Source organism: Curtobacterium sp. MCLR17_045, from assembly GCF_003234405.1.
Taxonomy (GTDB): Bacteria; Actinomycetota; Actinomycetes; order Actinomycetales; family Microbacteriaceae; genus Curtobacterium; species Curtobacterium flaccumfaciens.
In genome coordinates this window covers 103934-129822 of the sequence record NZ_QKTB01000008.1, presented here as the reverse complement: position 1 = coordinate 129822, position 25889 = coordinate 103934, and the positions used below count along the sequence as shown (strand labels likewise).

General features: G+C 72.4%; 18 protein-coding genes, 1 tRNA gene and 1 rRNA gene. 15 read left to right on the top strand and 5 right to left on the bottom strand.

Going from position 1 to position 25889, the window contains the following annotated elements; all coding sequences use genetic code 11:
* The 10 genes from rrf to DEJ05_RS07835 form a co-directional block, all read left to right on the top strand.
* Positions 1-103, top strand: a 5S ribosomal RNA gene (gene rrf / locus DEJ05_RS07880); the annotation flags it as partial.
* Positions 104-219: 116 nt separating this feature from the next.
* Complete coding sequence (gltX, locus tag DEJ05_RS07875) at positions 220-1707, top strand: glutamate--tRNA ligase (protein ID WP_111110150.1); 1488 nt, start codon at positions 220-222, stop codon at positions 1705-1707.
* 6 nt (positions 1708-1713) lie between these two features.
* Positions 1714-2745: an NAD(P)/FAD-dependent oxidoreductase gene (locus DEJ05_RS07870; RefSeq protein ID WP_111110149.1), complete on the top strand. Its 1032-nt coding sequence runs from the start codon at positions 1714-1716 to the stop codon at positions 2743-2745.
* Positions 2746-2790: 45 nt separating this feature from the next.
* A tRNA-Gln gene (locus tag DEJ05_RS07865) sits at positions 2791-2862 on the top strand.
* A 363-nt stretch (positions 2863-3225) separates the two neighbouring features.
* Positions 3226-5991, top strand: a complete 2766-nt coding sequence (locus DEJ05_RS07860) for an alpha/beta fold hydrolase (protein ID WP_181440687.1) — start codon at positions 3226-3228, stop codon at positions 5989-5991.
* Positions 5992-6418: 427 nt separating this feature from the next.
* A complete protein-coding gene (locus DEJ05_RS07855; RefSeq protein ID WP_111110147.1) occupies positions 6419-7366 on the top strand; it encodes a glycosyltransferase family 2 protein in 948 nt (315 codons plus the stop codon).
* Entirely contained in the window at positions 7363-8325 is a 963-nt protein-coding gene (locus tag DEJ05_RS07850; protein ID WP_111029118.1) for a glycosyltransferase family 2 protein, read from the top strand. The genes DEJ05_RS07855 and DEJ05_RS07850 overlap by 4 nt, the downstream gene beginning before the upstream one ends.
* A complete protein-coding gene (locus DEJ05_RS07845; RefSeq protein WP_111103497.1) occupies positions 8322-11873 on the top strand; it encodes a glycosyltransferase in 3552 nt (1183 codons plus the stop codon). The genes DEJ05_RS07850 and DEJ05_RS07845 overlap by 4 nt, the downstream gene beginning before the upstream one ends.
* Positions 11860-13788 carry a PIG-L family deacetylase gene (locus DEJ05_RS07840; RefSeq protein ID WP_111110146.1) on the top strand — a complete coding sequence of 643 codons (1929 nt, stop codon included), beginning with the start codon at positions 11860-11862 and terminating at the stop codon, positions 13786-13788. Before DEJ05_RS07845 ends, DEJ05_RS07840 begins: the two co-directional genes overlap by 14 nt.
* Positions 13785-14792: a glycoside hydrolase family 16 protein gene (locus DEJ05_RS07835; protein WP_146245050.1), complete on the top strand. Its 1008-nt coding sequence runs from the start codon at positions 13785-13787 to the stop codon at positions 14790-14792. The genes DEJ05_RS07840 and DEJ05_RS07835 overlap by 4 nt, the downstream gene beginning before the upstream one ends.
* A gap of 45 nt (positions 14793-14837) precedes the next feature.
* Here DEJ05_RS07835 and DEJ05_RS07830 read toward each other — a convergent pair whose 3' ends face one another.
* The 4 genes from DEJ05_RS07830 to DEJ05_RS07815 all read right to left on the bottom strand — a co-directional run bounded on the left by DEJ05_RS07830 (position 14838) and on the right by DEJ05_RS07815 (position 18827).
* Positions 14838-16019, bottom strand: a complete 1182-nt coding sequence (locus tag DEJ05_RS07830; RefSeq protein ID WP_111110145.1) for a glycosyltransferase family 4 protein — start codon at positions 16017-16019, stop codon at positions 14838-14840.
* Positions 16016-17560, bottom strand: a complete 1545-nt coding sequence (locus DEJ05_RS07825) for a lipopolysaccharide biosynthesis protein (RefSeq protein WP_111029123.1) — start codon at positions 17558-17560, stop codon at positions 16016-16018. Before DEJ05_RS07825 ends, DEJ05_RS07830 begins: the two co-directional genes overlap by 4 nt.
* Positions 17557-18471 (bottom strand): beta-1,6-N-acetylglucosaminyltransferase, encoded by a 915-nt coding sequence (locus DEJ05_RS07820; RefSeq protein WP_111029124.1) that lies wholly within the window; start codon positions 18469-18471, stop codon positions 17557-17559. The genes DEJ05_RS07825 and DEJ05_RS07820 overlap by 4 nt, the downstream gene beginning before the upstream one ends.
* A 131-nt stretch (positions 18472-18602) precedes the next feature.
* Positions 18603-18827 carry a hypothetical protein gene (locus DEJ05_RS07815; RefSeq protein WP_111029125.1) on the bottom strand — a complete coding sequence of 75 codons (225 nt, stop codon included), beginning with the start codon at positions 18825-18827 and terminating at the stop codon, positions 18603-18605.
* A 182-nt stretch (positions 18828-19009) separates the two neighbouring features.
* Here DEJ05_RS07815 and DEJ05_RS07810 point away from each other — a divergent pair, with 182 nt between their 5' ends.
* On the top strand, positions 19010-20302 hold the full coding sequence (locus DEJ05_RS07810) for a glycosyltransferase family 2 protein (RefSeq protein ID WP_111103493.1): 1293 nt from the start codon (positions 19010-19012) through the stop codon (positions 20300-20302).
* 146 nt (positions 20303-20448) lie between these two features.
* Here the strand turns inward: DEJ05_RS07810 and DEJ05_RS07805 are convergent, their stop codons facing one another.
* Entirely contained in the window at positions 20449-21765 is a 1317-nt protein-coding gene (locus tag DEJ05_RS07805; protein WP_111110144.1) for a glycosyltransferase family 2 protein, read from the bottom strand.
* 294 nt (positions 21766-22059) lie between these two features.
* On the opposite strand from DEJ05_RS07805, the gene DEJ05_RS07800 reads away from it, so the two are divergent.
* The 4 genes from DEJ05_RS07800 to DEJ05_RS07785 all read left to right on the top strand — a co-directional run bounded on the left by DEJ05_RS07800 (position 22060) and on the right by DEJ05_RS07785 (position 25884).
* Complete coding sequence (locus DEJ05_RS07800) at positions 22060-23343, top strand: ABC transporter substrate-binding protein (RefSeq protein ID WP_111023949.1); 1284 nt, start codon at positions 22060-22062, stop codon at positions 23341-23343.
* A 104-nt stretch (positions 23344-23447) separates the two neighbouring features.
* Positions 23448-24473 (top strand): carbohydrate ABC transporter permease, encoded by a 1026-nt coding sequence (locus tag DEJ05_RS07795; protein WP_111110143.1) that lies wholly within the window; start codon positions 23448-23450, stop codon positions 24471-24473.
* Positions 24474-24538: 65 nt separating this feature from the next.
* A complete protein-coding gene (locus DEJ05_RS07790) occupies positions 24539-25381 on the top strand; it encodes a carbohydrate ABC transporter permease (protein ID WP_241660376.1) in 843 nt (280 codons plus the stop codon).
* Positions 25382-25386: 5 nt separating this feature from the next.
* Entirely contained in the window at positions 25387-25884 is a 498-nt protein-coding gene (locus DEJ05_RS07785; protein WP_111110142.1) for a hypothetical protein, read from the top strand.
* Positions 25885-25889 lie beyond the last annotated feature (5 nt).

Genomic DNA, 25889 nt, shown 5'->3' with positions numbered 1-25889 from the left:
CGAGAGGGAAACGCCCGGTCACATTCCGAACCCGGAAGCTAAGCCTCTCAGCGCCGATGGTACTGCAAGGGGGACCTTGTGGGAGAGTAGGACGCCGCCGGACTTAACGTAGTAAGAACCAGGGAGCCCCTGACCATTCGTGGTCAGGGGTTTTCTGCGTTCACGGCCCCTCCACAGGGCAGGTGGGAGGGACTGACGCCGCGGTAGGGTTGTCGGGTCATGACTGCGCCATTCACCACTGCCTCCGGCTCCGACATCCGCGTCCGCTTCTGCCCGAGCCCGACGGGGACCCCGCACGTGGGGCTCATCCGCACCGCGCTCTTCAACTGGGCCTACGCTCGCCACACCGGCGGCAAGCTCGTGTTCCGCATCGAGGACACCGATGCCGCCCGCGACAGCGAGGAGTCGTACGGGCAGATCCTCGACGCGCTCCGCTGGCTGCGGCTCGACTGGGACGAGGGCGTGGACGCCGGCGGCGAGCACGGACCGTACCGGCAGTCTGAGCGCACCGCGATCTACGACGATGTGATCGCGAAGCTCAAGGAGTCGGGTCACATCTACGAGTCCTTCGTCACGCCGGACGAGATGGAAGCCCGGAACAAGGCGGCCGGTCGTGACCCCAAGCAGGGCTACGACAACCACGAGCGCGACCTGACCGATGCCGAGCGCCAGGCGTTCCGCGACGAGGGCCGCGAGCCGGCGCTCCGCCTGCGGGTCCCCGACCGTGACCTGAGCTTCGACGACCTGGTGCGCGGGGAGATCACCTTCAAGCAGGGCACGTTCCCCGACTTCGTGGTGGTCCGCCCGAACGGCAAGCCGCTGTACACGTTCACGAACCCGGTCGACGACGCCCTGATGGGCATCACGCACGTGCTCCGGGGCGAGGACCTGCTGTCGTCGACCCCGCGCCAGATCGCTCTGTACGAGGCGCTGTACGAGATCGGCCTCGCGCCCTCCATCCCCGTGTTCGGACACCTGCCGTACGTGATGGGGGAGGGCAACAAGAAGCTCTCGAAGCGTGACCCCGAGTCGAACCTGTTCCACCACCGCGCCGCCGGCATGATCCCCGAGGGGCTCGTCAACTACCTGGCGCTGCTCGGCTGGTCGATCGGGCCCGACCGCGACGTGTTCTCGATCGACGAGATGGTCGCGGCGTTCGACGTCACCGACGTGAACCCGAACCCGGCCCGCTTCGACCACAAGAAGGCCGAGGCGATCAACGGGGACCACATCCGTCTGCTGGCGCCCGAGGACTTCCGGTCGCGTCTGCTGCCGTACCTGTCGGAGTTCATCAGTGACCCGGCGACCCCGGAGCAGCTCGAGGTCCTGACCAAGGCGGCTCCGCTCGTGCAGGAGCGCATGCAGCTGCTCGGCGAGGCGCCGGCGATGCTCGGCTTCCTGTTCACCTCCGACGCCGACCTGGTGGTCGAGGACGACGCACTGGCCTCGCTCAAGGGCGACACGGCGACGGTCCTGACCGCGAGCACCGCCGCGCTCGAGGTCGTCCAGGACTGGACCACCGAGGCCATCGAGGGTGCGCTCCGTGCGGCCCTCATCGACGAGCTCGGCCTGAAGCCCCGCGTCGCCTTCGGCCCGCTGCGCGTGGCGGTGTCCGGACGCCGGATCAGCCCGCCGCTGTTCGAGTCGATGGAGATCCTGGGCAAGGAGTCCACCCTGACCCGGCTCCGCGCCCTCGCGGCGCGCTGACCGACCGTGAGCAGTACGGAGCACGCCGACCAGGTCGTGTACGACGTCGCGGTCATCGGCGCCGGGCCGGCCGGGCTGAGCGCTGCGCTCAACCTGGTCCGGGCGAAGCGCACCGTGCTGCTCGTCGACGCCAACCGCCCCCGGAACGCCGCGACGCTGCGGTCGCACGGGTTCCTGACGCGGGACGGCATCTCGCCGCTCGAACTCCGCAAGCTCGGGCGGACCGAGGTCGAGGGGTACCCGGAAGCGACGGTCGTCCAGTCCGTCGTCGACCTGGTGGCCCCGGACCCCGACACGGACACCTGGCAGGTGCACGGCTCGTGGCGCGGCACCGAGCTCGAGGCCCGCGCCCGGACGGTCGTCGTGGCGACGGGGTTGCGTGAGGAGTTCCCGGCGCTGCCGATGCTCCGCGCGTTCTACGGCACCGCGGTGCACAGCTGTGTCGAGTGTGATGCGTACGACAAGGCCGGGCAGCCGCTCGCCTTCATCTGCGAGACCGACGACGTGGTCGACCGGGCGCTGCTCATCGCCGCATGGACCGACGACCTGATCGTCTACACGAACGGGGTGGCACCGCTCGACGACGCCGGCCGCGCTCGACTGTCGGCCGCGGGGGTCGTCGTGGACGAGCGGGTCGTCGAGGACCTCGAGGGCGATCGCACCGGGATGACCGGCGTCCGGCTCGCCGACGGCCACGTCGAGCCTCGGACCGGTGGGTTCGTCCGACCGGTGTGGCACGCCGACCTCGACTGGCTGCGCACCAGCGCCACCACGAGTCCGAGCGCAACGAGCGGGAACACGGCCGCGAACGGCGACACGCCCGGAGCGCTCGAGGGGCTCCAGCGCGACACGCAGGGACTCCTCGTGGTCGACCGGGTGGGCCGGACGTCCGTCCCGGGGCTCTACGCCGTGGGAGACGTCACGCCTCCCGGGCCGGAGCAGCTCATCGTCGCCGCCGGACACGGAGCCGCGACCGCCGCCGCCGTGCACCGAGACCTGGTGGGTGGTCTTGCGGACCTCCGGGATGCTGTACAGTAGTTGATCGTGCCCCGGGTGACCGGGCCAGAAGGCCGACAGGCCTTTTGGGGTATGGTGTAATTGGCAACACAGCGGTTTCTGGTACCGTCGTTCTTGGTTCGAGTCCAGGTACCCCAGCACTCGATGAACAGCCCCCGGGACTTCCCGGGGGCTGTTCTCGTTTCCGGGACCTTCTCGTTCCGAGCGTCCTCATCGGCGATGCACGGCGCATCCACGGTCGCGCCACGGCTGATCCGGAGGTTGCGCGGAACCGCACGATCCCCGAGCCGGGCGAGCCGCCGTGCGGACGGCACCCACGGCGGTGGACCGGTCGTTCCGGAGTCGTACCGTCCGTGGCGGGCGCAGGCCGCGCCTCCAGGCCGGTTGCGGTTCCCCGCACCGGGCCGGAGCCTGCTCGCGGGCCGGGGGAACGCGGACCTACGGTCGGAGGACCGTCGCGGGAGTCGTGGCGGTCCGCTGCTGAGCACCCGAGGTGTCATCGTGACCTCCGTCGACCCGCTGACGACCGTCGATCCCTGGAACCACCCCGCAGCCGTGCCCGCGGCGGCCGACCACTCCGTGCTGGACCGCTGGGACCGCGTGGTGGCACTCCGGGGCGACGCCGCCGCGCTCGCGGGGGACGGCCGTCCGTACACCTACGGCGAAGCGGACCGGGCCTCGCGCGCGCTGGCCGCAGCCCTGGCCGTGACGCTCCGACCCGACGACCACAGCGGCGCCGGCGTCGGCGACACCCCGGGCGGGGCATCGAAGCCGGTCGGGCTGATGGCGGGGCAGTCGACCGAGGCCGTGATCGGCATCCTCGCGCTGGTGCGTGCCGGACGGACCGTGGTGGTGCTCGACGACCACCTGCCCGCAGCACGGCTGGCACACGTGGCCCGGCTCGCCGGCGTCGACGAGATCGTCGCCGACACCGAGCGTGCAGCGCTGGCCGCCGACGTGGTCGCGGAACGGGACGGCCGGGTGCACGCACTCGGCGAACTGCTGGACGCGGGCGAACCGGGCGCGGCCCCGTCGGCGGACACCGTCGGCGTGCGCCCCGGCGGGCGGGACCCCTTCGCCATCGTCTTCACCTCCGGCTCGACCGGCATGCCGAAGGGCGTCGTCCTGACGCACCGGCAGCAGATCGCCGACGCCGAGCAGGACGCGGTCGCGCTCGGCATCGGCCCGGGCGACCGGCTCGGTGTCGTCCTGCCGCTGTCGTTCGCGGCCGGGCTCCTGTTCTCGTTCGACACGTTGCTCTGCGGCGGCACCATCGTGCTGCTCGAGCCGCGTGAGCTCGGTGTCGAGCGGCTGCTCGGGCGGTTCCGGGAGGACGACGTGAACGTGCTCGTCTGCACCCCGCACCTGCTGCGCTCGATCATCGGGTCGCAGAACGCCCCCGGGTCGCACGGGACCGCAGCCGGGGCCGCACCGGTGCTCGGCGGGCTGCGCTTCCTGATGACCACGGGCGAGTCCGTCACCGGGGCCGACCTCGCCGCGGCCCGACCCCACCTGGACCCGGACACGCTGCTCCTGAACGCCTTCGGCTCGAGCGAGACCGCGTGCGTCGCGTACTGCCCGGTGGCGCCGGGGGAGCCGGTGCCCGAGGGCGTCGTGCCCGCCGGGTGGCCGTTGCCCGGCAAGACGGTCCTCGTGCTCCGGGAGGACGGCAGCCCTGCCGACCCGGGGGAGACCGGCGAGCTCGTCGTGGTCTCCGATGCCCTGACCGCGGGCTACTGGGGTGCGCCGGAGAAGACCGCCGAACGGGCCGGACGCACCGGCGAGGCCGAGGCCGCCGCCGGCATCCCCGTCGGGACCCCGAGCTGGCGGCAGGGCGACCTGGCACGCGTCGACCCCGACGGGCGGCTCGTGCTGCTCGGCCGATCTGACGACGCCGTGAAGGTCCGTGGCTACCTGGTCGAGCCGAGCGAGGTCGAGGCGGCGCTCCGCGCGGTGCCCGAGGTGCACGACGCGGTCGTGACGGCACAGGTCGACCCCGGTTCCGTCACCCGGCTCGTCGCCTACGTGGTCGGTCGCCCGGGGCACCGCACCCCGGCACCGGGTGCGCTCCGAAGGGCGCTCCGTGAGCGGCTGCCCGAGTACATGGTGCCGGCGTCGATCGTGCCGATGACCGAACTGCCGCGGAACGAGCGGGGCAAGGTCGACCGGGCCGAACTCCCCGGGGCACCGAGCGTCGAGACCGAGATGGTCGAGGGTGAGTACGACCAGTGGGAGCTCGTCGTCGGGCAGATCTGGGCCGAGGTGCTCGGCCTGCGGGGCGTGCACCTGGACGAGGACTTCTCGGCCCTCGGCGGCGACTCGTTGTCGGCGGAGGAGATGCTCGCGCTCGTGCAGACCCGTCTCGGCATCGACCTGCGCTCGTCGGACGTCCTGCAGCACCCCACGCTCCGGGCGTTCGCCCGTCGGGTGCGGAGCGGCACGACGGCGCTGCCGAGCCACCCCGACGTCGTCAAGGTGTCCGGCGCGCGCGAGTCCGGCCGTCCGCCGGTGTTCTGCTTCGCCGGCGGTGGTGCGCTCGCCCTGACGTTCCTGCCGTTGTCCCGCTACCTGCCCGAGCACGACGTGTACGCGTTCCAGCAGCACGGCCTCGAGCGTCGGGGCATGCCGGACTGGAGCATCCAGGCCAGCGCCCGCCGGTACGTCGCCCTGATGCGCATCGTGCAGCCGCGCGGACCGTACCTGCTGGTCGGCCACTCGCTCGGCGGGCTGATCGCGCTCGAGATCGCCCGGCTGCTCACCGAGAGCGGCGAGCAGGTCGAGCACATCGCGCTGCTGGACACCTACCTGCCGCGGACCGGGGCCGAGGGGGTCCGGCAGCACTTCGGACGGCTCGAGCCCCGCGAACACCGCAATCCCGCAGTCCGGGCCGTCAACCAGCGCCTCGCCGGGGTCGTCCGGCGGGTCATGCCGTCCGGCATGTCGTGGGGCGAGCACGTCGCGAAGCGCGCGCGGGCCTACAGCGCTGGTGTGCTGCGGCACGGCGGGCAGAAGGACTTCGATGCCTTCTTCGACCAGGCCGAGCTCGTCACCCGGCGGCACCACCCGACGCCGTTCCACGGACGGGCGACGTACGTGCTCGCCGATGCGAACCCGGACGCGACCGGCTGGTCCGCGCTGCTGCGCGGGCGGACCGAGACCGTGCGGATCGCGGCCGAGCACAGCTCGCTGCTGCGGGAACCGCACGTGTCCGACCTCGCGACGGCGTTGCGTGCGGCGTTCGCGACGGAGGGCGCGGGCCGGAACTGAGCTGCTGCGCACATCGAGTGAGCAGAAGACGTCGCCTCCGCAGTCCGGAGGCGACGTCTTCTGTTCACCGGGTGCGGTGGTCGCGACCAGGAAGCGGACGGGAGGCGCGGGGCGGGCTGGCACCGCGCCTCCAGTCCGCCTGTCGGTGCGTCCACGGCACGTGGCCGGCACGCGGTGTTGCGGGTTTCCGTATCCGCACCCGGGTGTCCGCAAGGGACCGCACCGCGCATTGACCGCCTGCCAGCCCGCGACGATGGTTGGACACGCGGGGGAGAGTACCCACTCACCTGCGAAGCCGGCGGCGTCGTACCCGCGTCCCGCTGCTCGACCGACGACGGTCACCGTCGTCGATGCGTCATCCGAGGACGCTCCGCTCGTCACACGAGCCACAACCCGACAGCAACCCTGACCCGACAGGACCGCGCCCATGCCCGCACGTACCGTTCGCCCCGCAGACCCGAGGGTCTCCGTCGTCATCCCGGCGCGGAACGAGGCCCGAAACCTCGAGATCATCCTGCCGAAGCTCCCGCCGGTGTACGAGGTGATCCTGGTCGACGGCAACTCCGTCGACGACACCATCGCCACCGCGCAGCGCGTGATGCCCGACATCCGCGTCGTGCACCAGACCCGCAAGGGCAAGGGCAACGCCCTCGCCTGCGGGTTCGAGGCCGTCACCGGCGACGTCGTCGTCATGTTCGACGCCGACTGCTCCGCCGACCCGGACGAGATCCCGCGCTTCGTGCAGGCACTCGTCGAGGGCGCCGACGTCGCGAAGGGCACCCGCTACTCGCTCGGCGGCGGCAGCGACGACATCACGATCGTCCGCAACCTGGGCAACCGTGGCCTGAACATGCTCTGCAACATCATCCTCGGCACCCGCTACAGCGACCTCTGCTACGGCTACAACGCCTTCTGGGCGGACGTCCTGCCGGAGATCGGCCTGCTGTCCTCCGAGCTGCCGAAGCCGTCCGACGGCTCGATGCTCTGGGGCGACGGGTTCGAGATCGAGACTGTGCTCACCTGCCGCTGGTCGGCCGCCGAGCTCGCGATCACCGAGGTCCCCAGCCACGAGAAGCTCCGCGTGCACGGCTCGAGCAACCTGAACGCCGTGACCGACGGCATCCGGGTGCTGAAGTCGATCATGCACGAGCGTCGTCGCGCCGCGATCGGTCGCTCCGAGGTCCGTCGTGCCGCGATGAGCGTCGTGCCGCCGGCCGAGCAGCTGGCCGCCGTGCCGCACGCCGCAGCACCGCACGCCGCAGCACCGCACGCTTCCGCACCGCACGCCGCGGTCCACGCGGCCGGGCACGCCCCGCTCGGCGCCCCCGTCGCCGCCGTGGCCGCCGTGGCCAGCCTCGAGGAGGAAGTCGCGTGACGACCGTCGCGGTCGTCATCTGCGCCTACACCCAGCAGCGCTGGGGCGACCTGCAGGACAGCGTCGAGTCCGCCAAGCGCCAGCCAGAGGCCCCCGAGGTCGTCGTCGTGATCGACCACGAACCCGAGCTCCTCGCCCGCGCCGCGGCGCGCTGGCCCGAGCTCCGCGTCGTCCCGAACACCGAGGACCGCGGCCTGTCCGGCGCCCGCAACACGGGCGTCGCCCTCACCGACGCCGACGTCGTCGCGTTCCTGGACGACGACGCAACGGCCGACCCGGACTGGCTCGGCCACATGCTCACCGCCCTCGAGGACCCGGACGTCGTCGGCGTCGGCGGCCGGGCCACACCGTCCTGGCCCACCGCCACCGGTGCCGGCCCGTACGCCGACGAACTCCTCTGGATCGTCGGCTGCTCCTACCGCGGGCTACCCGAGACCCCCGGCGACGTGCGCAACGTCATCGGATCGAGCATGGCGTTCCGCCGCGACGCGATCCTGCTCGCCGGCGGGTTCCGCTCCGGCATCGGCCGCGTCGGCAACCAGCCGCTCGGCTGCGAGGAGACCGAACTCTGCATCCGCATCGCCCAGGCCCGTCCCGGTGCGCGGATCCGGCACGAACCGGGCTCGAACGTCTCGCACCGGGTCTCCCCGGACCGCGTGACGATGCGCTACCTGCGCCGTCGCAGCTACTACGAGGGCATCTCGAAGGCCGTCCTGAGCCGTCGCGTCGGCACGGGTGACTCGCTCGCCAGTGAGTCGACGTACCTGACGAAGGTCATCCCCGGAGCGGTGCTGCGCGAACTGCGCCACATCGGTCGTGGCGGTGCCCTGCGTGCCTTCGCGATCGTGCTCTCCGTCGCGTCGACCGTCACCGGCTACGCCGTCGGGCGTGTCCTCGGTGGCGTCGTCGTCCGCACCCCGGCGGCCGCCCCCGCCCCCCAGCCGGTGGGGACGCGGTGACCCGCGCGACCCTGGCGATGGTCCTCTCGCCGGTCGTGACCGGGCCGCTCGTCCCCACCTGGGACGGCGCGCTCTGGGTCGGCGAGGTCGACCGTGCCGACGTGCACGCGTCCAGCCACCGTGACGTGGTCGCACTCGAGGGCGCCGCGGGCTACCGGCGCGCTCGACTGCTCGTCCGCGACCACGGCGAGCCCCTCGGCTTCGTCGAGGCCGAGATCACCGAACGCCGCCGCATCGGCGGCACCATCGACGTCCGTGCGCTGCAGCGCGCGATCCGGCCCATGCCGGCACCCGAGCGTCGGCCGGCAGCAGGTCTGGTGCTGCCGTCCGTCACCGTGGTGCTCTGCACGGACGGCGCCGCCGGCACGACCATGCGGTCGGTGCTCGCGAACGGGCACCCCGACTTCGACGTCGTGGTCGTCTCGCACGGCGCCGACGACGGCGGTGTGGCGACCGTCGACATCAGCGGACGCCGCGTCACCACCATCCCGGCACCCGAGGGTGGCCTCGCCGCCGCGCGGAACGCCGGTCTGCTCGTCGCGACCGGCGACGTCGTCGCCTTCGTGGACGAGGGCGCCGTCGTGGACGGTGACTGGATCGCCGCGATCGCCCGCGCCTTCGCGGCCGACCCCGACGTGGCCTGCGTCACCGGGCTCGTGCCGAGTGCCGAGCTCCGGACGCCGGCGCAGCGCTGGCACGACGACCGCACCCCCGGTGGGCGGACCGTCCGCCGGCGGGTCTTCCGGCTCGACGAACCGGTCGACGGCCTCCCGCTGCACCCCTTCGCCGCCTCGGCCTACGGCACCGGCGCGAACCTCGCCGTGCACCGCGCGACCGCGCTCCGGATCGGCGGGTTCGACACCGCCTTCGGTCCCGGCACCCGCGTCGGCGGCGGCGACGACCTCGACCTCTTCACACGACTGCTGTTCGCCGGATCCGCGATCGCCGTCGAACCGGCCGCGATCGCGTGGCAGCGATCGGCGGACGACGTCGCGTCGCTCCGCGCCGCCGCTGCCGCGCACGGCCACGGACTCGGAGCCTGGATGACCAAGAACGCCATCGACCGCGACACGCTGACCGCATCGGTGGACGCAGCGCCCGAGGCGCTCAGCGCCTTCGCACGACTCGGCCTCGAACAGGGCGACCGTGCGACGGACATCGCCGGCGACCAGCCCGGTGACGCGGACCGCGTACCCGACGCGGTCGACGCCGAGTTCGCCGCCACCCAGCGGCGGCTGCGCGGGGTCGAGCAGCGCTCGGTCCTGACGGCGCCGTTCCTGGCGCTCGTCGAACGCCTGCGTGGCGGCGGCACGATCGACCGCAACGCCGGTGGTCGCCACGAGCTCCGGCACGGTCTGGCCTCGGCCGGTCCCGCCCGCCCGCTCGCGGTGGACGCGATGAGCCCGATCGCACGACTCACCGCAGCGGCGATCGTCGTCCTGACGCTCCTCGTCGCCGGGGTCGCCGCGATCGCCGGACTCCCGGTGCTGCGGGGGAGCGCGATCGGCGTGTACCTGTTCGCGCTGCTCGGCGTCGCACCCCTCCTGCTCGTCCGCCCGATGCCGCTGGCACGCTTCAGCGTCTTCGCGGTCACGGCGTCGCTCGTCGGCACGATCGGCATCGGCTACACGATGGCGACGTTCCAGCTCTGGAACCCGACGGTGCCGTTCGTCGGGGTCGTCGTACTCACCGCCGTCGCCCTCGCGATCGCGGTGCCGCGTGACGTCGCCGAACTGCAGCGCGCCCGCCTCGAGCCGGCCGCCGAGGGCGCCACGGCCCGTCGCTGGACCACCACCGACACCGTCACCGCCGGCTCGGTCGTCGGCCTGCTCGTCATCGTCGTCGCCGCGCTCACGCACATCGGCGACCCGGTGCCGGACGGACTGTTCGGCTCGCTCGGCCCGGGCCTGGTCATCGGACTGGCGATCGTCGTCGCCGCTGCCGTCGTCGCCCTGGTGCGCGGTCGCGGACTCGCGATCCCGGTCGTCGTGCTCGGCGGGTCGATCCAGCTCGCACAGGCCATCACGTACGGCATGCCCACCGTGATGGCGGCCGCCCGCCACATCGGTGTGCTCGAGTACATCCGCCGCTGGGGCTCGACCAACCCGGCCGCCGACATCTTCCAGACGTGGTCCGGCCTGTTCGCCGGTGGCGCCTGGGTTGCGGACGTCGGCGGGATCGGCAACGCGATGACCATCGCCGCGTGGGTCCCCGTCCTGCTGGCCTTCAGCACGACGATCGCCGTCGGTGTCCTGGCCGCCAACTGGCTGCCGGGGAACCGTCGCCCCTGGATCGCCGCGTTCCTGACCGCGATGACCGGCTCGCTCAACACGACGTACTTCTCGCCGCAGTCGGTGGGTATCCTGATGTCCCTGGTGATCCTCGTGCTGGCCGTCGGCCCGCTGCGACGCACCGCGGTGACCGCCGCCGACGGCGTCCGCTCGACGATCCTGCGCGCCCGCCGCGTCGGCCTGTCCCGGATCATCGCCATCACGCTGATCGCCATCGTGCTGGTCGTCACCCACCAGATCTCGCCGTACCTGACGGTCGCCGCACTCGTGACGCTCATCGTGTTCCGACTGCTCCGCCCCTGGTGGCTACCCGTCGTGGTGCTCGTCCCCGCCGTCGGCTTCGCCCTGCTGAACGACGACATCCTCGGCAAGTTCCTGTCCCTGGGAGCCGTCGGCAAGGTGCTCGACAACGTGCAGCCGCCGTCGCACGACATGACGGTCCTGCCGAAGCCGCTCGTCACACGGCTCGCGTTCGACATCCCCGCGGCGGCCCTCGTGGTCCTCGGTCTCGTCGCCGTGATCACCGTGCTGATGCGCCGCGACCGCGTGCACTGGGGACTGCTGGCCACGGCGGCGAGCCCGATCTCGCTGCTCGTCGCGACGAACTACGGCCAGGAGGGCATCTTCCGCGTCGTGCTGTTCGCGACACCGTGGATCGCGATCCTGGCGGCGGGGCTCCCGATGCCCAGCGGCCGGCTGGCTCCCGTCGGTCGACTCGTCACCCGTACGGTGCGGCCCACGGCGGTCAAGGTCGTCGTCGCTGCGGCCGCGGTCGCCGCGATGGTCGGGATCGGCGCGTTCGGTCAGACCGCCCTCGACTGGAACCGCGTCCCGACGCGCAGCCAGTCGGCGGCGACGCAGTTCTACGACGCGACCGCGCCGAAGGGCTCCCTGATGCTGCTGACCGGTTCGGCGAACGCCGTCCCGAGCAACACCGGCGCACGCTACTTCGACGTCGGAGCGCTGTCCCGCGAGGTCCTCGGGGCGTACCCGGAGCCGGAGGGCTACGACGCCGAGGCCGACGTGTCCACGATGACCCGCCAGCTCGTCCTGGACTGGCCGGCGACGAAGTACTACGCACTGGTCGCCGAACCCTTCGGCGCCTACGACGAGCGGTACGGGTACCAGACCGACGCCGACTACCAGGAGCTCGCGGCCGCGATGGCCGACTCGCCCTACTGGAAGCGCGTCTTCGGCTCCGGCACCACCGCCGTCTACGAACTGACCCAGGCAGGACTCGCACATGCCACGAACTGAACACCGCACGACCCGGGCCGCCCGGCGGACGTGGCGCACGCGCGCCACGTCCGCCGCGGCGGTCCTGGGGGTCCTGGCGGTCGTCGCCGTCATCGCCGGACCCGGCGGTGCGATGTCCGCCGACGCACGAGGTCGGAAGACACCGCCGCCGAGCACGCCGACCAGCACGCAGACGCCCACGCCGACGCCCAGCAGCACCCCGACGGGTGGCACGGCCGCCGCGAACGCCGACTGCAGCGCCGGTCGGGTCCTCACGATGGTGGCGCACGCCGACGACGACCTGCTGTTCTCAGGCACCGAGCTCCGTGCGGACATCGACGCCGGCAAGTGCGTCCGTTCGGTCATCGTCACCGCGGGTGACGCCGGCAAGCCCGCCTGGTACTGGCAGTCCCGCGAGAACGGGTTGATGGCGTCGTACGCGTCGATCGCCGGCGTCTCGTCGAACTGGACCGCCGGACAGCTCTCGGTCGCCAGCCACACGCTCCGTACGGCGACCCTGACGACGGCCCCGCGGCTCAGCCTGGTGTTCCTCGAGCTGCCGGACGGCAACATCGACGGCTCCGGCTTCGCGGCCACGGGCAGCGAGAGCCTGGAGAAGCTCTCCGAGGGCCAGATCTCCACGATCCACACCGTCGCCGGGGCTGCCCAACCGACCTCCTTCTCGCTGACCGACCTGCGCGCGACGTTCTCCGGGCTCGTCACGGGGTACGCGCCGACCGAGATCCACACGCTCGACCACGGCGGCACGTACGGCGACGGCGACCACAGCGACCACCACACCGTCGCGTACCTCGCCGACCAGGCGCAGTCCGCGTACACGGCGGCGCACACGTTCACGGGCTACCTCGGGTACCCGATCGCGGACCGCCCGTCGAACCTGAGCTCCGCGCAGACGGCCGCGAAGGCCGCCGCCTTCTTCGCGTACGCCGCGTACGACGGTGAGACCTGCGGGTCCACCTCCGCCTGCGCATCGCGCCCGGAGGGCTCCTGGTTGAGCCGCCAGTACGCCGTCGGCTCGTCGGCCCAGCCCCCGACGGACCCGCCGACCTCGCAGGGCACCGACGTCACCGCCGGCGCGACCGTCACCGCGAGCGCCGAGAACCCGGCCGACGGTCAGACCGCCGTGAAGGCCGTCGACGACGTCGTGAGCGGCTACCCGGACGCCCCGACGGCCGAGTGGGCGGCGCCCGGTGGCCGGGCGGGCACGTGGATCCAGCTGAACTGGTCCGCCGGCACGACCCTGCACGAGATCGACCTGGCGGACCGACCGAACAGCGACGACCAGGTGACCGGTGGCACGCTGACGTTCTCCGACGGCACCAGCGTCGCCGTCCTGTCGCTCGACAACGGGGGCGCCGTGCAGCGTGTCGCGTTCAGCGCCCGCCAGGTCACCTGGGTGCGGTTCACGGTCGGTTCCGTGAGCAGCACGACCCGGAACGTCGGCCTCGCCGAGATCCGGGCGTTCCGGCCGGCGGACACGACGACGCCGACGCCGGCGGACGTCACCGGTTCGGCCACCCCGACCGCCGCGTGGGACGACCAGTCCACCGGGCAGACCGTCGCGAAGGCCGTCGACGGCGTCGTGTCGGGCTACCCCGACAACCTGACGGCCGAGTGGGTCGCCCCGTGGGGCCGGACCGGGGTGTGGATCCAGCTGGACTGGGCCGCCTCGCAGCGCCTCGGTCGGATCGTCCTGCACGACCGTCCGAACAGCTCGGACCAGGTCACCAGCGGCACCCTGACGTTCTCGGACGGCAGCCAGGTCGCGGTCGGCACCCTGCCGAACGGCGGCGACGCCCTGACGGTCGACTTCACCCCGCGTGACGTCACCTGGGTGCGGTTCACGGTGACGGGCGTCTCGAACAGCACGGGCAACGTCGGACTCTCCGAGATCCGCGCGTGGACGACCGGGTGACCGACGACCAGGGTGACGGCCGGGAGGCCCGCCCCACCTGGTCGGAGCACGTCGCCGACGACGCAGCGTCGGCCCACGGCGCCCCACCGGCACACGGTCGCGGCCTGTCCCGGCACCGGCCCCCGCGGCGCCCCGGCACCCGCCGGACCGCGCTCGCGGCCGGCGCCCTGCTCGTGGCTGCCGGCATCGTCGCCGGCACCACGACCGCGACCACCACGGCGAACGGTGACGACGTGACCCTCGACGACCCGAGCGGCGTCTCGATGCCGAGTTCCGAGCCCGAGGGGTGGACTCGGGTGTTCGGCGAGGACTTCGCCGACGCCGCCACGAACCGGACCTTCGAGTCCCGGTACTCAGACCGGTTCGTCGCCTACCACGGGTTCGCCGACACCGCGGGGACGGGGCGCTACCAGGCGTCGACCCTGTCGACGCACGACGGCGTGCTCGACGTGCGCCTGCGGACCACGCGCGCCGGGGTGCCGCTGGCGGGCGGTGTCGTGCCGCTCGTCGACGGCGAGTGGGGCGGGCAGACCGCCGGCCGGTACAGCATCCGGATGCGCAGCGACGAGGTCGACGGCTACGGCGTCGCCGTGCTGCTGTGGAGCGACGAGAACCTGTGGTCGGACGGTGAGATCGACTTCCCCGAGGGAGCGCTCGGCGCGCCCGCCTGGCTGAACGTGCACTGCCTGGCCGACCCCGCCGAGAAGTGCGTCCACCAGCAGACCGAGGCGTCGCTGAAGGACTGGCACACCTACACGATCCAGTGGACCGCCGACCGGATGTCGTTCCTGGTCGACGACGAGGTCGTCGGCACCACGACGGAGAACATCCCGACCGCTCGGATGCACCTGGTGGTGCAGGCCGGGTCGAACGACGGGAACCCACCGGCGGACGCCGCCGGGTCGGTCCTCATCGACTGGATGACGATCGACGTGCCGGCGGACGGTGCCGTGCCGAGCGCGTCGCTGCCGGACGACACCGCGACGACGGTCCCGAACGACTGAACGGTGCCGACGTCGTCGTCGGCACCGTTCAGTCGTCGTAGGTCGTCAGTGCTTCGCGTGTGCCTCGAGCGCCCGGAGCAGCGCCGCGACGTGCCGCTCCCGGCCGTAGCGGTCCCGCACCCAGGCGCGGCACCGGTCCGCCAGACCGGGTTCGGTGCCGGCCGCGTGCAGCGCCTCGAGGACCTTGTCGGCCAGCGCGGCGGTCTCGGTGGGGTCGACGGTGAACCGCGTCCACTCGCCACTGAGGATCTCGGCGGTGCCGCCCGACGCCGCCGCGACGACGGGGCGTCCGGTGGACATCGCCTCGACGACCACACGGCCGAAGCCCTCGGGCTCGATGGAGGGTGCCACCACGACGTCGGCGGCGTGCAGCAGGGGGACGACGTCGTCGCGCTCGGGCACCACGACCACGGAGCCCTCGGGCAACGCGGCGATCGCGCGGTGCACGGCGGGGGCGTCCTGCGGGTACAGCGCACCGGCCAGGACGAGCACCGGAGCCGGGGCGGGCGGTGTGCCGGGCCCGACGAGGACGCGGGCCGACGCGTGGACGCGCCCCCACGCCTCCAGGAGGGCCAGCACGCCCTTCGAGCGCGTGAGCCGACCGTAGTAGAGCACCACGGGGCGGTCCTGGTCGAGGCCGAGCGCGGCACGCGCGCGACGGGTGCTCGCCCCGGTGGCGGCGGGGAACGCCGCGGTGTCGACGCCGTTCGGGACCACGTCGACCCGGTCCGGCGGGGCGCCGACGGCGGTCCAGGCACGAGCCATCGCCGCCGAGACCGCGAGGTACCGGGTCCGGCCCCCCGCGAACGGGCCGAGACGGCGGTAGTTCGGGGCGTGGTGCAGGTGCACGGCCAGGGGGACGCCGGACACGAAGGACACGACGCGGCCCCACGGCAGGAACTCCGGACGGTTCAGCCACAGGACGTCCGGGCGCGACCGGCGGAGGCGCAGGCCCTCACGGACGAAGCGGAACATGTCCGTCGGGGCGGTCCGGATGCCGAAGCGGTAGTCGCGGGCGTGCCGCAGTCGGACACCGGTCCGGTCGAACACCGCGCGGCCCTCATCCGGGTCGCCGTCCGGACCGGCGCGGTGCCACACCTCGACGTCGTGGCCGGCCGCGACGAGCTCGCCGACGTCCTCGACGACGCAGCGTTCGACACCGCCGGTGATGGCGAGTCCGTTGGTGGCGACGACGACACGCAGCGGACGGGGGGTGGGACGGGTCATGCGGATCCTCCGCGAGCGAGTTTCAGGCGGCGGAAGAACCAGGGCAGGCACGCGGCCACGCCGACGACGCGCACGATGTTCCAGGCGAGGTCCTGCGGCGGGAGGAGCGAGGCGGCAGCGACGAGGATCGCGATCGCGATGGCGAGCAGCACTCGGCGTCGGGGGCCGCGCCACTCACGGCGATCCGGCAGGGAGGCCTGCTGCAGTGCGGCGAGGACGGCGTAGGCGATGACCGTGGCGATGCCCGCGCCGACGATGCCGGTCAGGGGCACCAGCACCAGGTTCGCCGTGATGTTGACGACGCCGGCGACGGCGCCGATGACGCCCACCGTCACCCCGCGGCGCTCGACCAGCAGGAGCCGGCCGGTCGCACCGCTCGCGACGACCGGGAACGCGGTCAGGGCGACCACGAAGACGACGATGGTGAGGGACTCGACCCGGTACGACGCCGGGGCCAGGATCGGCAGCGCCACCGGCGACACGAGCGTCACGGCGACGAGCACGGGGGCGAGCAGCATGTAGAGCTCGTCGCGGGCGTGCATGGCGAGCCGGCGGCGGGCCACGGCGTCGCGGAGGGCGGCGAAGTGCGGCGCCCAGGCCTGGTTCGTGAAGGTCAGCAGCAGGATGACCGCGGAGCCGACGACGTAGGCGATCTGGTAGCGGGCGACCTCGTCGGCACCGAGCAGGCGCTGCACGACGAGCCGGTCACCGGCGTTCAGGACGAAGTACGACAGGCTGCCGAGTGCGATCGGGACACCGAGCTTGAACGCCCGGTTCGTGGTGCGGTGGTCGAACAGACCGCGGACGCGCGGCTTCGTGGCGATGATGCCGATGACCATCGCGGCACCCTGCGCCACGACCCCGCCCCACGCGTACGTGGTCGCGTCGGCGTGCACGGCGGCGAGGAGCCCGAGGCCGATGATCGACCCGCCGACGGACGACAGCAGGCTCGTCACGGCGAACACGCGGATGCGGTCCTGGGCGACGAGCAGCGCGAGGGACAGCTGCACGATCGCGGCGGGCCCGGTCCAGAGGACGGCGACCAGCAGCAGGGGGTGCTGGTCGACGAAGCCCGCGGCGTCGCCCCAGAGCGGGATCGACACCAGGGCGAACACGGTGACGGTGACCGCGGTGACCATGCCGACGAACATCAAGCCGCGGGCACGCCGGTCGTCGCCGTCCTCGGCGCGTTGCAGCACCGATGCCTGGTCGATGCCGCAGACGGCCACGACCACCAGGGCCTGGTACAGCGCGATCGCCGAGGCCAGCACGCCGAACTCGGCCGGTGGCATCAGGTGCGCGAGCACGGGGGAGATCAGCGAGCTCACGACGAGCTGCATCGACCAGACGACCACGTAGAGCAGACCGCGGCCGAACAGGACGGACGAGCCGCGTGCGACGGCGATCGAGTCCGTGTCGGTGGACAGCGCGCCGGGGGCTGCGGGCTGCACGGACGCCTCGAGCTCGTCGTCGTCGGGCTGTGCCGCCACCGCAGCCGCCTCGGCCGCACGCGCCTCGCGTCGCGTCTGGGGGACGGTCACTGCGCCACCACCACCGGCTGGTCATCGGCGGACGTGCGGAGCCCGAAGGTCGCGTCGACCACGTCGAGCAGGTCAGCGCTCCGCGACGTCGAGAACTTCCGGGCGAACACGTACGGGGTCGACTGGTCAGCCGCCGTGCGACGCTCCAGCACCCGGCCGGCGTCCTCGATCCCGAGCCACGGCGGGCTCTTCTGCTTCGTGCCGTCCCACCCGATCCACCAGAGCGGCTGCGCCGCGTGGGCGTCCGCGAAGTCCGGGGTGAACGCCGGGGTCAGCAGGACCGACGGCACGAAGGTCTCGTCGCCGATCCACACCCGCTCCCAGAACGCCACCAGGTCGGGGCGCCCGTCGAACACGTCGACGACCCCCTGCGCGTGGTGCCGGGCCAAGACCTTGAGCTGCGAGCCGCCGCCGAACACGACGTCGCGCGGGACCCGACGGGGGACCGGCAGGCGCAGCATGTGCTTCCGCCACGCCCAGTGCCGGAACCGCACGCGCGACCGACCGCCGTCGCGACCCCACGCGGGGTGCGGGAGCGGCTTCGCCTCGACGAACGATCGCCCGGGGTTCGCCGTCAGGAGCGCCGAGATCTCGTCGGCGTCGGCCAACGGGTAGTCGCTGCCGGTCAGCAACGCCACGTGGGTGGCGTCGGTCTGCGCCAGGGCAGCACGGTAGCCGGCGACCTCGGCCGCGACGTTCTCCCACTTCGCCCATCCGGTGCGCATCCGCGGCAGCACGTGCACCCGTTCGGGCAGGCCGGCGGTCATCGCCTCGAAGACGTCGTCGTCGGTGCTCGCGTCGCAGTGCAGGAACACCGGGAACGGGTCGAGCGCCGCCACGAGCCGACGGACGTGCGTCGGGTCCTCGTGGGCGAGGACGATGCACGCGAGTGGCGTGGGAGTGATGGCCATGTCCGCGACGCTAAGCGGGCCCGGCAGCACCGACAAGGGAGGTCGGGACCACCTGCGGGGGAACGGCGGTTTCCCGCAGGTGCCCCCCCCGATCGAGGGGTGCGCGAGGGGGATCGCGCGAGGGGATCGCGTCAGCGGGCGCGGCGGAACTTCGGGCAGTCGCAGAGCGCGCAGTCCGTGCCCGGACGGTAGTGCTCGTGTGCCGCCTGGGCGTGCCCGCACGTGCCGCACGCGGCGTCGTCGGCATCGAGGTGCACCACGACGAGATCGGACGCGTGGGGGTCCGGAACCAGGTGCAACGTCGGGCGCGGACGCCTGGTCAGGCCGAGCCGGTCCATCGTTCGGGCCAGCGGCATGCGTCCTCCTCGTGTCCGGCGGGGACCGGGGTCGCACCGGCGGGTCGACCGGCGTCTCCCGCGAGTCTAGTGGCGGCAAACCGCAGCCTCCCCGCATCCTCCGAGCATCGCGGTTGACCCCCTGTCGAAGCGCGCTGAGCATTGCCACGTCCACCCGACCAGACCGGCCCGACGGGACGACCATGACCGACCACACCACCACCGCGGAACGAGCCCTCACGCTCGACCCCGCGATGCCCTCGCCCGACGCCCCCACCTGGGTCGGAGCTGCCTGGGTCGGCGCCGTCGACCGGTCCGCGGCGCTCGCCGCCGACACCGTGCACCTCGCCGGCGCCGGTGGCTTCCGCCGCGCCCGCCTCATGGTGCGCGACGGCCGCGACGTCGCCGGGTTCGTCGACGTGCGCGTCGACGACCGCGGGGCGGTGGACCCGGCCGAGCTGGGACCGGCCCTGCGTCGGCTGCCGGCCCCGGGCCTCCCGGTCGACGCCCCTGCGGACGGCGCACGCGTCTCCGTCGTCATCGGCACCCGCGAGCGCCCCGTGGCGCTCGCGCGCGCCATGCGCTCCGTCCTCGACTCCGCCTACGACGACTTCGAGCTGTTCGTCGTCGACAACGCCCCCGTCACCAGCGGCACCCGCGACGTCGTGGCCGCCGTCGACGACCCGCGCGTGCACTACGTCCTCGAGGCACGTGCCGGCGTCTCTCGGGCCCGCAACGCCGGACTGGCCCGCGCCACCGGCGGGATCGTCGCGTTCATCGACGACGACGTCGTGGTCGACCGCCACTGGATGGCGGCCATCGCCGCCGCCTACGAGCGCGACGCCGACGTCTGGTGCGTCACCGGACTCGTCCCCAGCGGCGAGCTCCGCACCCCCACGCAGCGCTTCTTCGACGAGCGGGTGACCTGGGCGCGGAACCTCGAGCGCCGGGTGTACCGCACGTCCGCCCCGCCCGTCGACGAGCCCCTGTTCCCCTTCACCGTCGGCGCGTTCGGCACCGGCGCGAACATGTCCGTGCGCCGCGACGCCGTCCGGCAGCTCGGGGGCTTCGACGTCGCTCTCGGCCCCGGCACCCGCGCCCGAGCGGGTGAGGACCCCGACCTGTTCACCCGCGTCCTGCTCGCCGGTGGCGCGCTCGCCGTGGAACCCTCGGCCGTCGTCTGGCACGAGCACCGCAAGGACCGTGCCGCGTTGCGCTCGCAGGCGATCGGCTACGGCACCGGGCTCGGCGCCTGGGTGACGAAACTCGTGCTGCGGCCCTCGACGGCGTTCGCGGTGCTGCGGCGTGCGGCCGGCGCGCTCCGGCGGCTCGGTGCCCTCGGGCAGAGTGCCGACGAGCGCCCCGTCGACGCGAGCGGCGGCTGGCCCGTCGACGCCGAGTTCACCGAGGCGACGCGTGGGCTCAAGCGCGCCGAGCTGACGGCCGCGCTGGGCGGGCCGTGGCGGTACGTGGCCGGGCGGCTGACCGCGCGCTGAGGGGCGGCACCGGCACGCCGGCACCGGCTTTGCGACAGAGCACGCGCCGATCGACGCGTGCTCTGTCGCGTTCCACGTGCGCGGCAGAACGGACGGGAGGCCCGTGGCGACACTGCCACGGGCCTCCCGTCCGTCATGCCGCGCGACTACGGCCGGAAGCGGCCGGCCTCGACGTCGCGCCAGCGGCGTCGGCTGCGGAACCAGGCGGCCGGGCCGGCGGGGAACCCGCGCAGCTCGTGGTACGCCAGGGTCTTCGGGATGCGCGTGGTCGAGGCGTCGTTGGTGACCTCGGTCGCGGCGTCCCGGCGTCCGGCCAGGCGGGAGAGCATCTGCTTCGACTTGACCTTCGCGGCGAGCGGCATCAGGCGGGCGAGGACGGCGACGTGCCGCTTGTCCTTCGCGGCGAGCGCGAACATCAGGGCGGTGAAGCCGACGCCGTTGCCGTGCAGCTGCTTGTGCAGGTCCTCGATGGTCTGGCGGTGCCGGTGGTGCACGACCGCGCGGGGCTCGAAGCCGATCTTCCCACCGCGCCACAGCGTCTCGATGAACATCGCCAGGTCCTCGCCACCACGGGCGGGGGAGCCGGCGCCGAGGGTGTGGTCGAAGCCGCCGACGGCCTCGATCAGGGTGCGACGGTAGGCCATGTTCGCGCCGGCGCCGTACGCGCCGATGCCGTAGACGGCGAAGTGCTTGAGGACCTCCCCGGACGGGGCGACCGCCGAGACGCGGGCGTGCCGCATGGTGCCCTGCACGTCGTCCGGGACGATCGTCACGGGCGAGAAGGTGCGCTCGGCGCTGAACCCGCCGTAGTACGCCTCGTACCAGATCTGGGCGGGGGTGGTGAGCTCGCTCGGCAGGATCACGCCGGTGACGGCGTCCAGGCCGGGCTCGCTGACGAACCGGGACCCGATGGCGCGGAGCCACTGCGGGTCGACGCGGACGTCGTCGTCGGTGAAGGCGATGACGTCGCCGGTCGCGGCGGCGACACCGGCGTTCCGTCCGGCGGACAGACCGGGGCGGCGTTCCTCGACGAGGCGGACGTTCCGCCCGGCGAGCATCGCGGGCAGCGCGTCGCCGGCGGGGACGCGGACGCGGTTGTCGACGAGGACGACCTCGTGCCGCGGGTAGTCGAGGTGCTCGAGGACGTCGAGCAGCTTGCCGAGGTCCTCGACGCGGTCGACGACCGTGGACACGACGACCGAGATGGTCGGCAGGTCGTCGTCGGACACCGCGGGGACGTCGGCCAGGACGGTCTCCTGCAGCGCCTCGAGGGCGCGGGCCGCGTCGGCAGGGTCGTCGGTGAGCAGCACGTCGAGGGTGCCGGTGGGGTGGCCGCCGCGGTAGCCGATCACCATGGCGGACTCGCCGGTCTCGTCGGCGACGAGGCGCGGCAGCGGAGCGTCGAGGTCGACGCTGACGACCCGACGGGGGCCGGGCACGGTGACGGAGGAGTGCAGGGTCATGGTCGGGACGCTACGACCGCCCGCGGTGTCCGGACAACGGAGCGGACCAGCAGTGGCGGGGTTCGTGCGGGGTTCCGCAGTGCGGTGCGTGTGCCCCAGACGAGGGTGAGCGCTCACCCAGGAAGCCACGGGAACCTCATGGGTCACGCTCAGGTCACGGAACCGATGCAACCGGTTGCGCTCCCGCTGGACCGGGCGTAGCTTCCTCCACCAGCAGGCAGCGGCGCCTGCTCCAGGGCAGTGTCGTCGAACCCGGTCGATGCCCCCTGGTGATCTCAATGAGGAGACAACGCTGTGAAGACAACACGCTCCAGGGTGCGGTTCGCATCCGTTGCCGGGGTCGCCGTCATCGGCCTCGTGCTCACCGGCTGCTCGAGCGGGAGCTCCGGCGCCGGATCGGACGACGCCAAGAGCGGCCAGGACAGCCGCGGCCCCATCACCTACGTGCAGGGCAAGGACAACTCGAACGTCGTCCGCCCGCTCATCGCGAAGTGGAACAAGGCCCACCCGGACGAGAAGGTCACCTTCAAGGAACAGTCCGACCAGGCCGACCAGCAGCACGACGACCTCGTGCAGCACTTCCAGGCGAAGGACGAGAACTACGACGTCGTCGACGTGGACGTCGTCTGGACCGCCGAGTTCGCCGCGAAGAGCTGGCTGACGCCGCTGACCGGCGACATGGAGATCGACACCTCGAAGCTCCTGCCGTCGACGGTGAAGACCGCGACCTACAACGACACCCTCTACGCCGCTCCGCAGACCTCGGACGGCGCGCTGCTCTACTACCGCAAGGACCTCGTCAAGACGCCCCCGACGACGTGGGACGAGATGATGGACGACTGCAAGATCGCGAAGGACGCCGGCATCGGTTGCTACGCGGGGCAGTTCGCGAAGTACGAGGGCCTGACGGTGAACGCCTCCGAGGCGATCAACGGCTCCGGCGGTTCGGTGCTCGGCAGTGACGGTGCGCCCGACGTCGACACCGACAAGGCGAAGGCCGGCCTGCAGAACCTGGTGGACGCGTTCGAGGACGGGAACATCCCGGCCGAGGCGATCACCTACCAGGAGGAGCAGGGCCGCACCGCGTTCGAAGCCGGCAAGCTCCTGTTCCTGCGCAACTGGCCGTACGTCTACAGCCTCGCCAAGACCGACGGCTCGTCGAAGGTCAAGGACACCTTCGGCATCGCGCCGATCCCCGGTGCCGACGGCGTCGGTGCCTCCACGCTCGGCGGACACAACGCCGCGATCAGCGTGTACTCGAAGCACAAGGCCACGGCGCACGACTTCCTCGAGTTCCTGACCTCGGACGAGACGCAGAAGTTCTTCGCGACCCAGGGCTCGCTCGCCCCGGTCGTCGGTGACCTGTACACCGACCCCGAGCTGACGAAGCAGCTGCCCTACCTGCCGACGCTCCTGAAGTCGATCGAGTCGGCGGAGCCGCGCCCGGTCACGCCGTTCTACCCGGCCGTCACGAAGGCGATCCAGGACAACACCTACGCGGCGCTCAAGGGATCGAAGTCGGTCGACGAAGCCATGAAGGACATGCAGGACGCCCTCAAGTCGGCGACCAGCAGCTAGCGGCTCACGCCGCTTGATGGACGGGAGGCCCGTGGCGGGTCCGCCACGGGCCTCCCGTCCGCCCCCTACTTGCGTTCCGACACCCCCGGCAAGGAGGCCGACACGTGTCAGCAGCAACCGAGATCCCCGCAGCCATCCCCAACCCGACGGGCACGGAACCGAAGCGCCGGCGGCGCAAGGGCGGACTCAACGCCGAGCACGGCCGGTGGGCCGTGTACCTCATCGGCCCGACGATCCTGCTCCTCGCGATCGTCATCGGCTACCCGGTCGTCAGTGCGATCATCCAGTCGTTCCAGCTCGACCAGGGCCTCGACAAGGCCACCGGCCTGTTCGTGCAGGGCGGGTTCGCCGGCATCACGAACTACGCGCACTGGCTCGGCCAGCAGTGCGGCAACGTCACGTGCCCGCCCGGCAGCCTCGGCTCGCAGTTCTGGGTGTCGATGGGCAACACGTTCTTCTTCACGGTCGTCACCGTGGCGTTCGAGACGGCCATCGGCGTGTGGATGGCGATCATCATGAACCGCAACTTCAAGGGCCGCGCACTCGTCCGTGCCGCGATCCTGGTGCCGTGGGCGATCCCGACGGCCGTCACCGCGAAGCTCTGGTACTTCATCTTCGACGCGAACGGCGTGCTGAACCACGTCCTCGGGCAGCAGATCCTGTGGACGAGCGGCGAGTGGGCGTCCCGGTGGGCGGTCATCATCGCCGACACCTGGAAGACCACGCCGTTCATGGCGCTCCTCATCCTGGCGGGGCTCCAGCTGATCCCGGAGGAGGTCTACGAGGCCGGCAAGATGGACGGCGCGTCGACGTTCCAGCGCTTCGTGCTCATCACCCTGCCCCTGATCAAGCCCGCGCTGATGGTCGCGATCCTGTTCCGCGTGCTCGACGCGCTGCGCATGTACGACCTGCCCGCGATCCTCACCGGCGGTGGCGGTGGTTCCGGCAACGCCACCACGACCCTGTCGATCCTGGTCGTCGAACAGATCCGGCAGGGCTTCAACTCCGCGTCGGCTCTGTCGACCATCACCTTCCTGGTGATCTTCATCGTGGCGTTCGTCTTCGTCCGGTTCCTCGGCGCCAACGTCGTGCAGACCCAGGCCGCCCAGCAGAAGGGTGAACTCAAGTGACCCTCGCAGCAGACCGCCCGCGGTCCTCCGCAGCAGCACGCGACCGCGCCGTCGACCGCACCGAGGTGCGCGTCCGCCGCGACACCGGGCCGCGCATCCGCACGGCCGTGCAGGCGATCGTCATCGCCGTGTGGTGCCTCCTGCCGTTCTACTGGATGGTGGTGACGAGCTTCCGCGACGTCGGGTTCACGTTCGACGCCACCCCGTGGCCGACGCACGTCACGCTCGACAACTACGCGACGGCGTTCTCCACGTCGCTCGGCAACCACCTCGGTCGGGCGCTCGCCAACAGCCTGCTCATCGGTGGGGTCGTGACGATCATCGCCCTGCTCGTCGGCACCACGGCGGCGTACGCCCTCGCCCGGCTCGAGTTCCGCGGCAAGTCGCTCATCGCCGGTGCGATCCTGGCCGCGTCGATGTTCCCCGGCGTCGCCCTCATCTCGCCGCTGTTCCAGCTGTTCACCGACATCGGGTGGATGGGGTCGTACCAGGCGCTCATCCTGCCGAGCATCTCGTTCGTGCTGCCGCTGACCGTGTACACGCTCGCGTCGTTCTTCCGCGAGATGCCGTGGGACCTCGAAGAGGCAGCTCGCATCGACGGGTGCACCCGGGTGCAGGCGTTCCGGCGGATCATCCTGCCGCTCGCGGCGCCCGCGGTGTTCACCACGGCGATCCTGGCGTTCATCTCGAGCTGGAACGAGTACCTCATCTCGTCGCAGCTGTCGAGCGACGCGACCCAGCCGGTGACCGTGGCGATCGCCTCGTTCGCCGGGTCGCAGCCGCACCAGGAGCCCTACACGGCGGTGATGGCCGCCGGCACGATCGTCACGATCCCGTTGGTCATCCTCGTGCTGATCTTCCAGCGGCGCATCGTGGCGGGGCTCACCGCCGGCGGCGTGAAGGGCTGACGACCATGGCCCAGCGCGGACCCACCCGTCCCACCGCCCACATCGAGGAGTCGATCGGCTTCGTCGGGATGTTCGGCGTCCTGTTCCTCGGCGTCACGGTGTTCTGCGAGCTCACCGGGCGACCGGCGCTCGGCTGGGCGGTCACCCTGCTCGTGTGCGTGCTCGGCGTCGTCGCGCTCGACCGGTGGCGGGTCGCCGTCCTCCGCCGGACCGCACCGCAGGACGGCACGGGTGCGTCCGTGCCCCGGGGCGTCGGTGCTGCTCCCGCGGTCGCCCCGGTGCACACGTCGGTCACCGACCCCACCGGTCGCCGACCCCGACCCGGCGCGGACGGACGGGTGCACCAGCACGCGGGCTGGGACGAGGTCGCACCGGCTGCACGACGGCCGGCGCGCCCCGCACGGGTCCCGCAACGCCGGGCGGACCGCGGCGTGCCCGCTGTGGCGGCCCGACGGGGTGGACCCGACACACCGGCGGACGTGACGCACGGCACGGACGGCTGACGGGC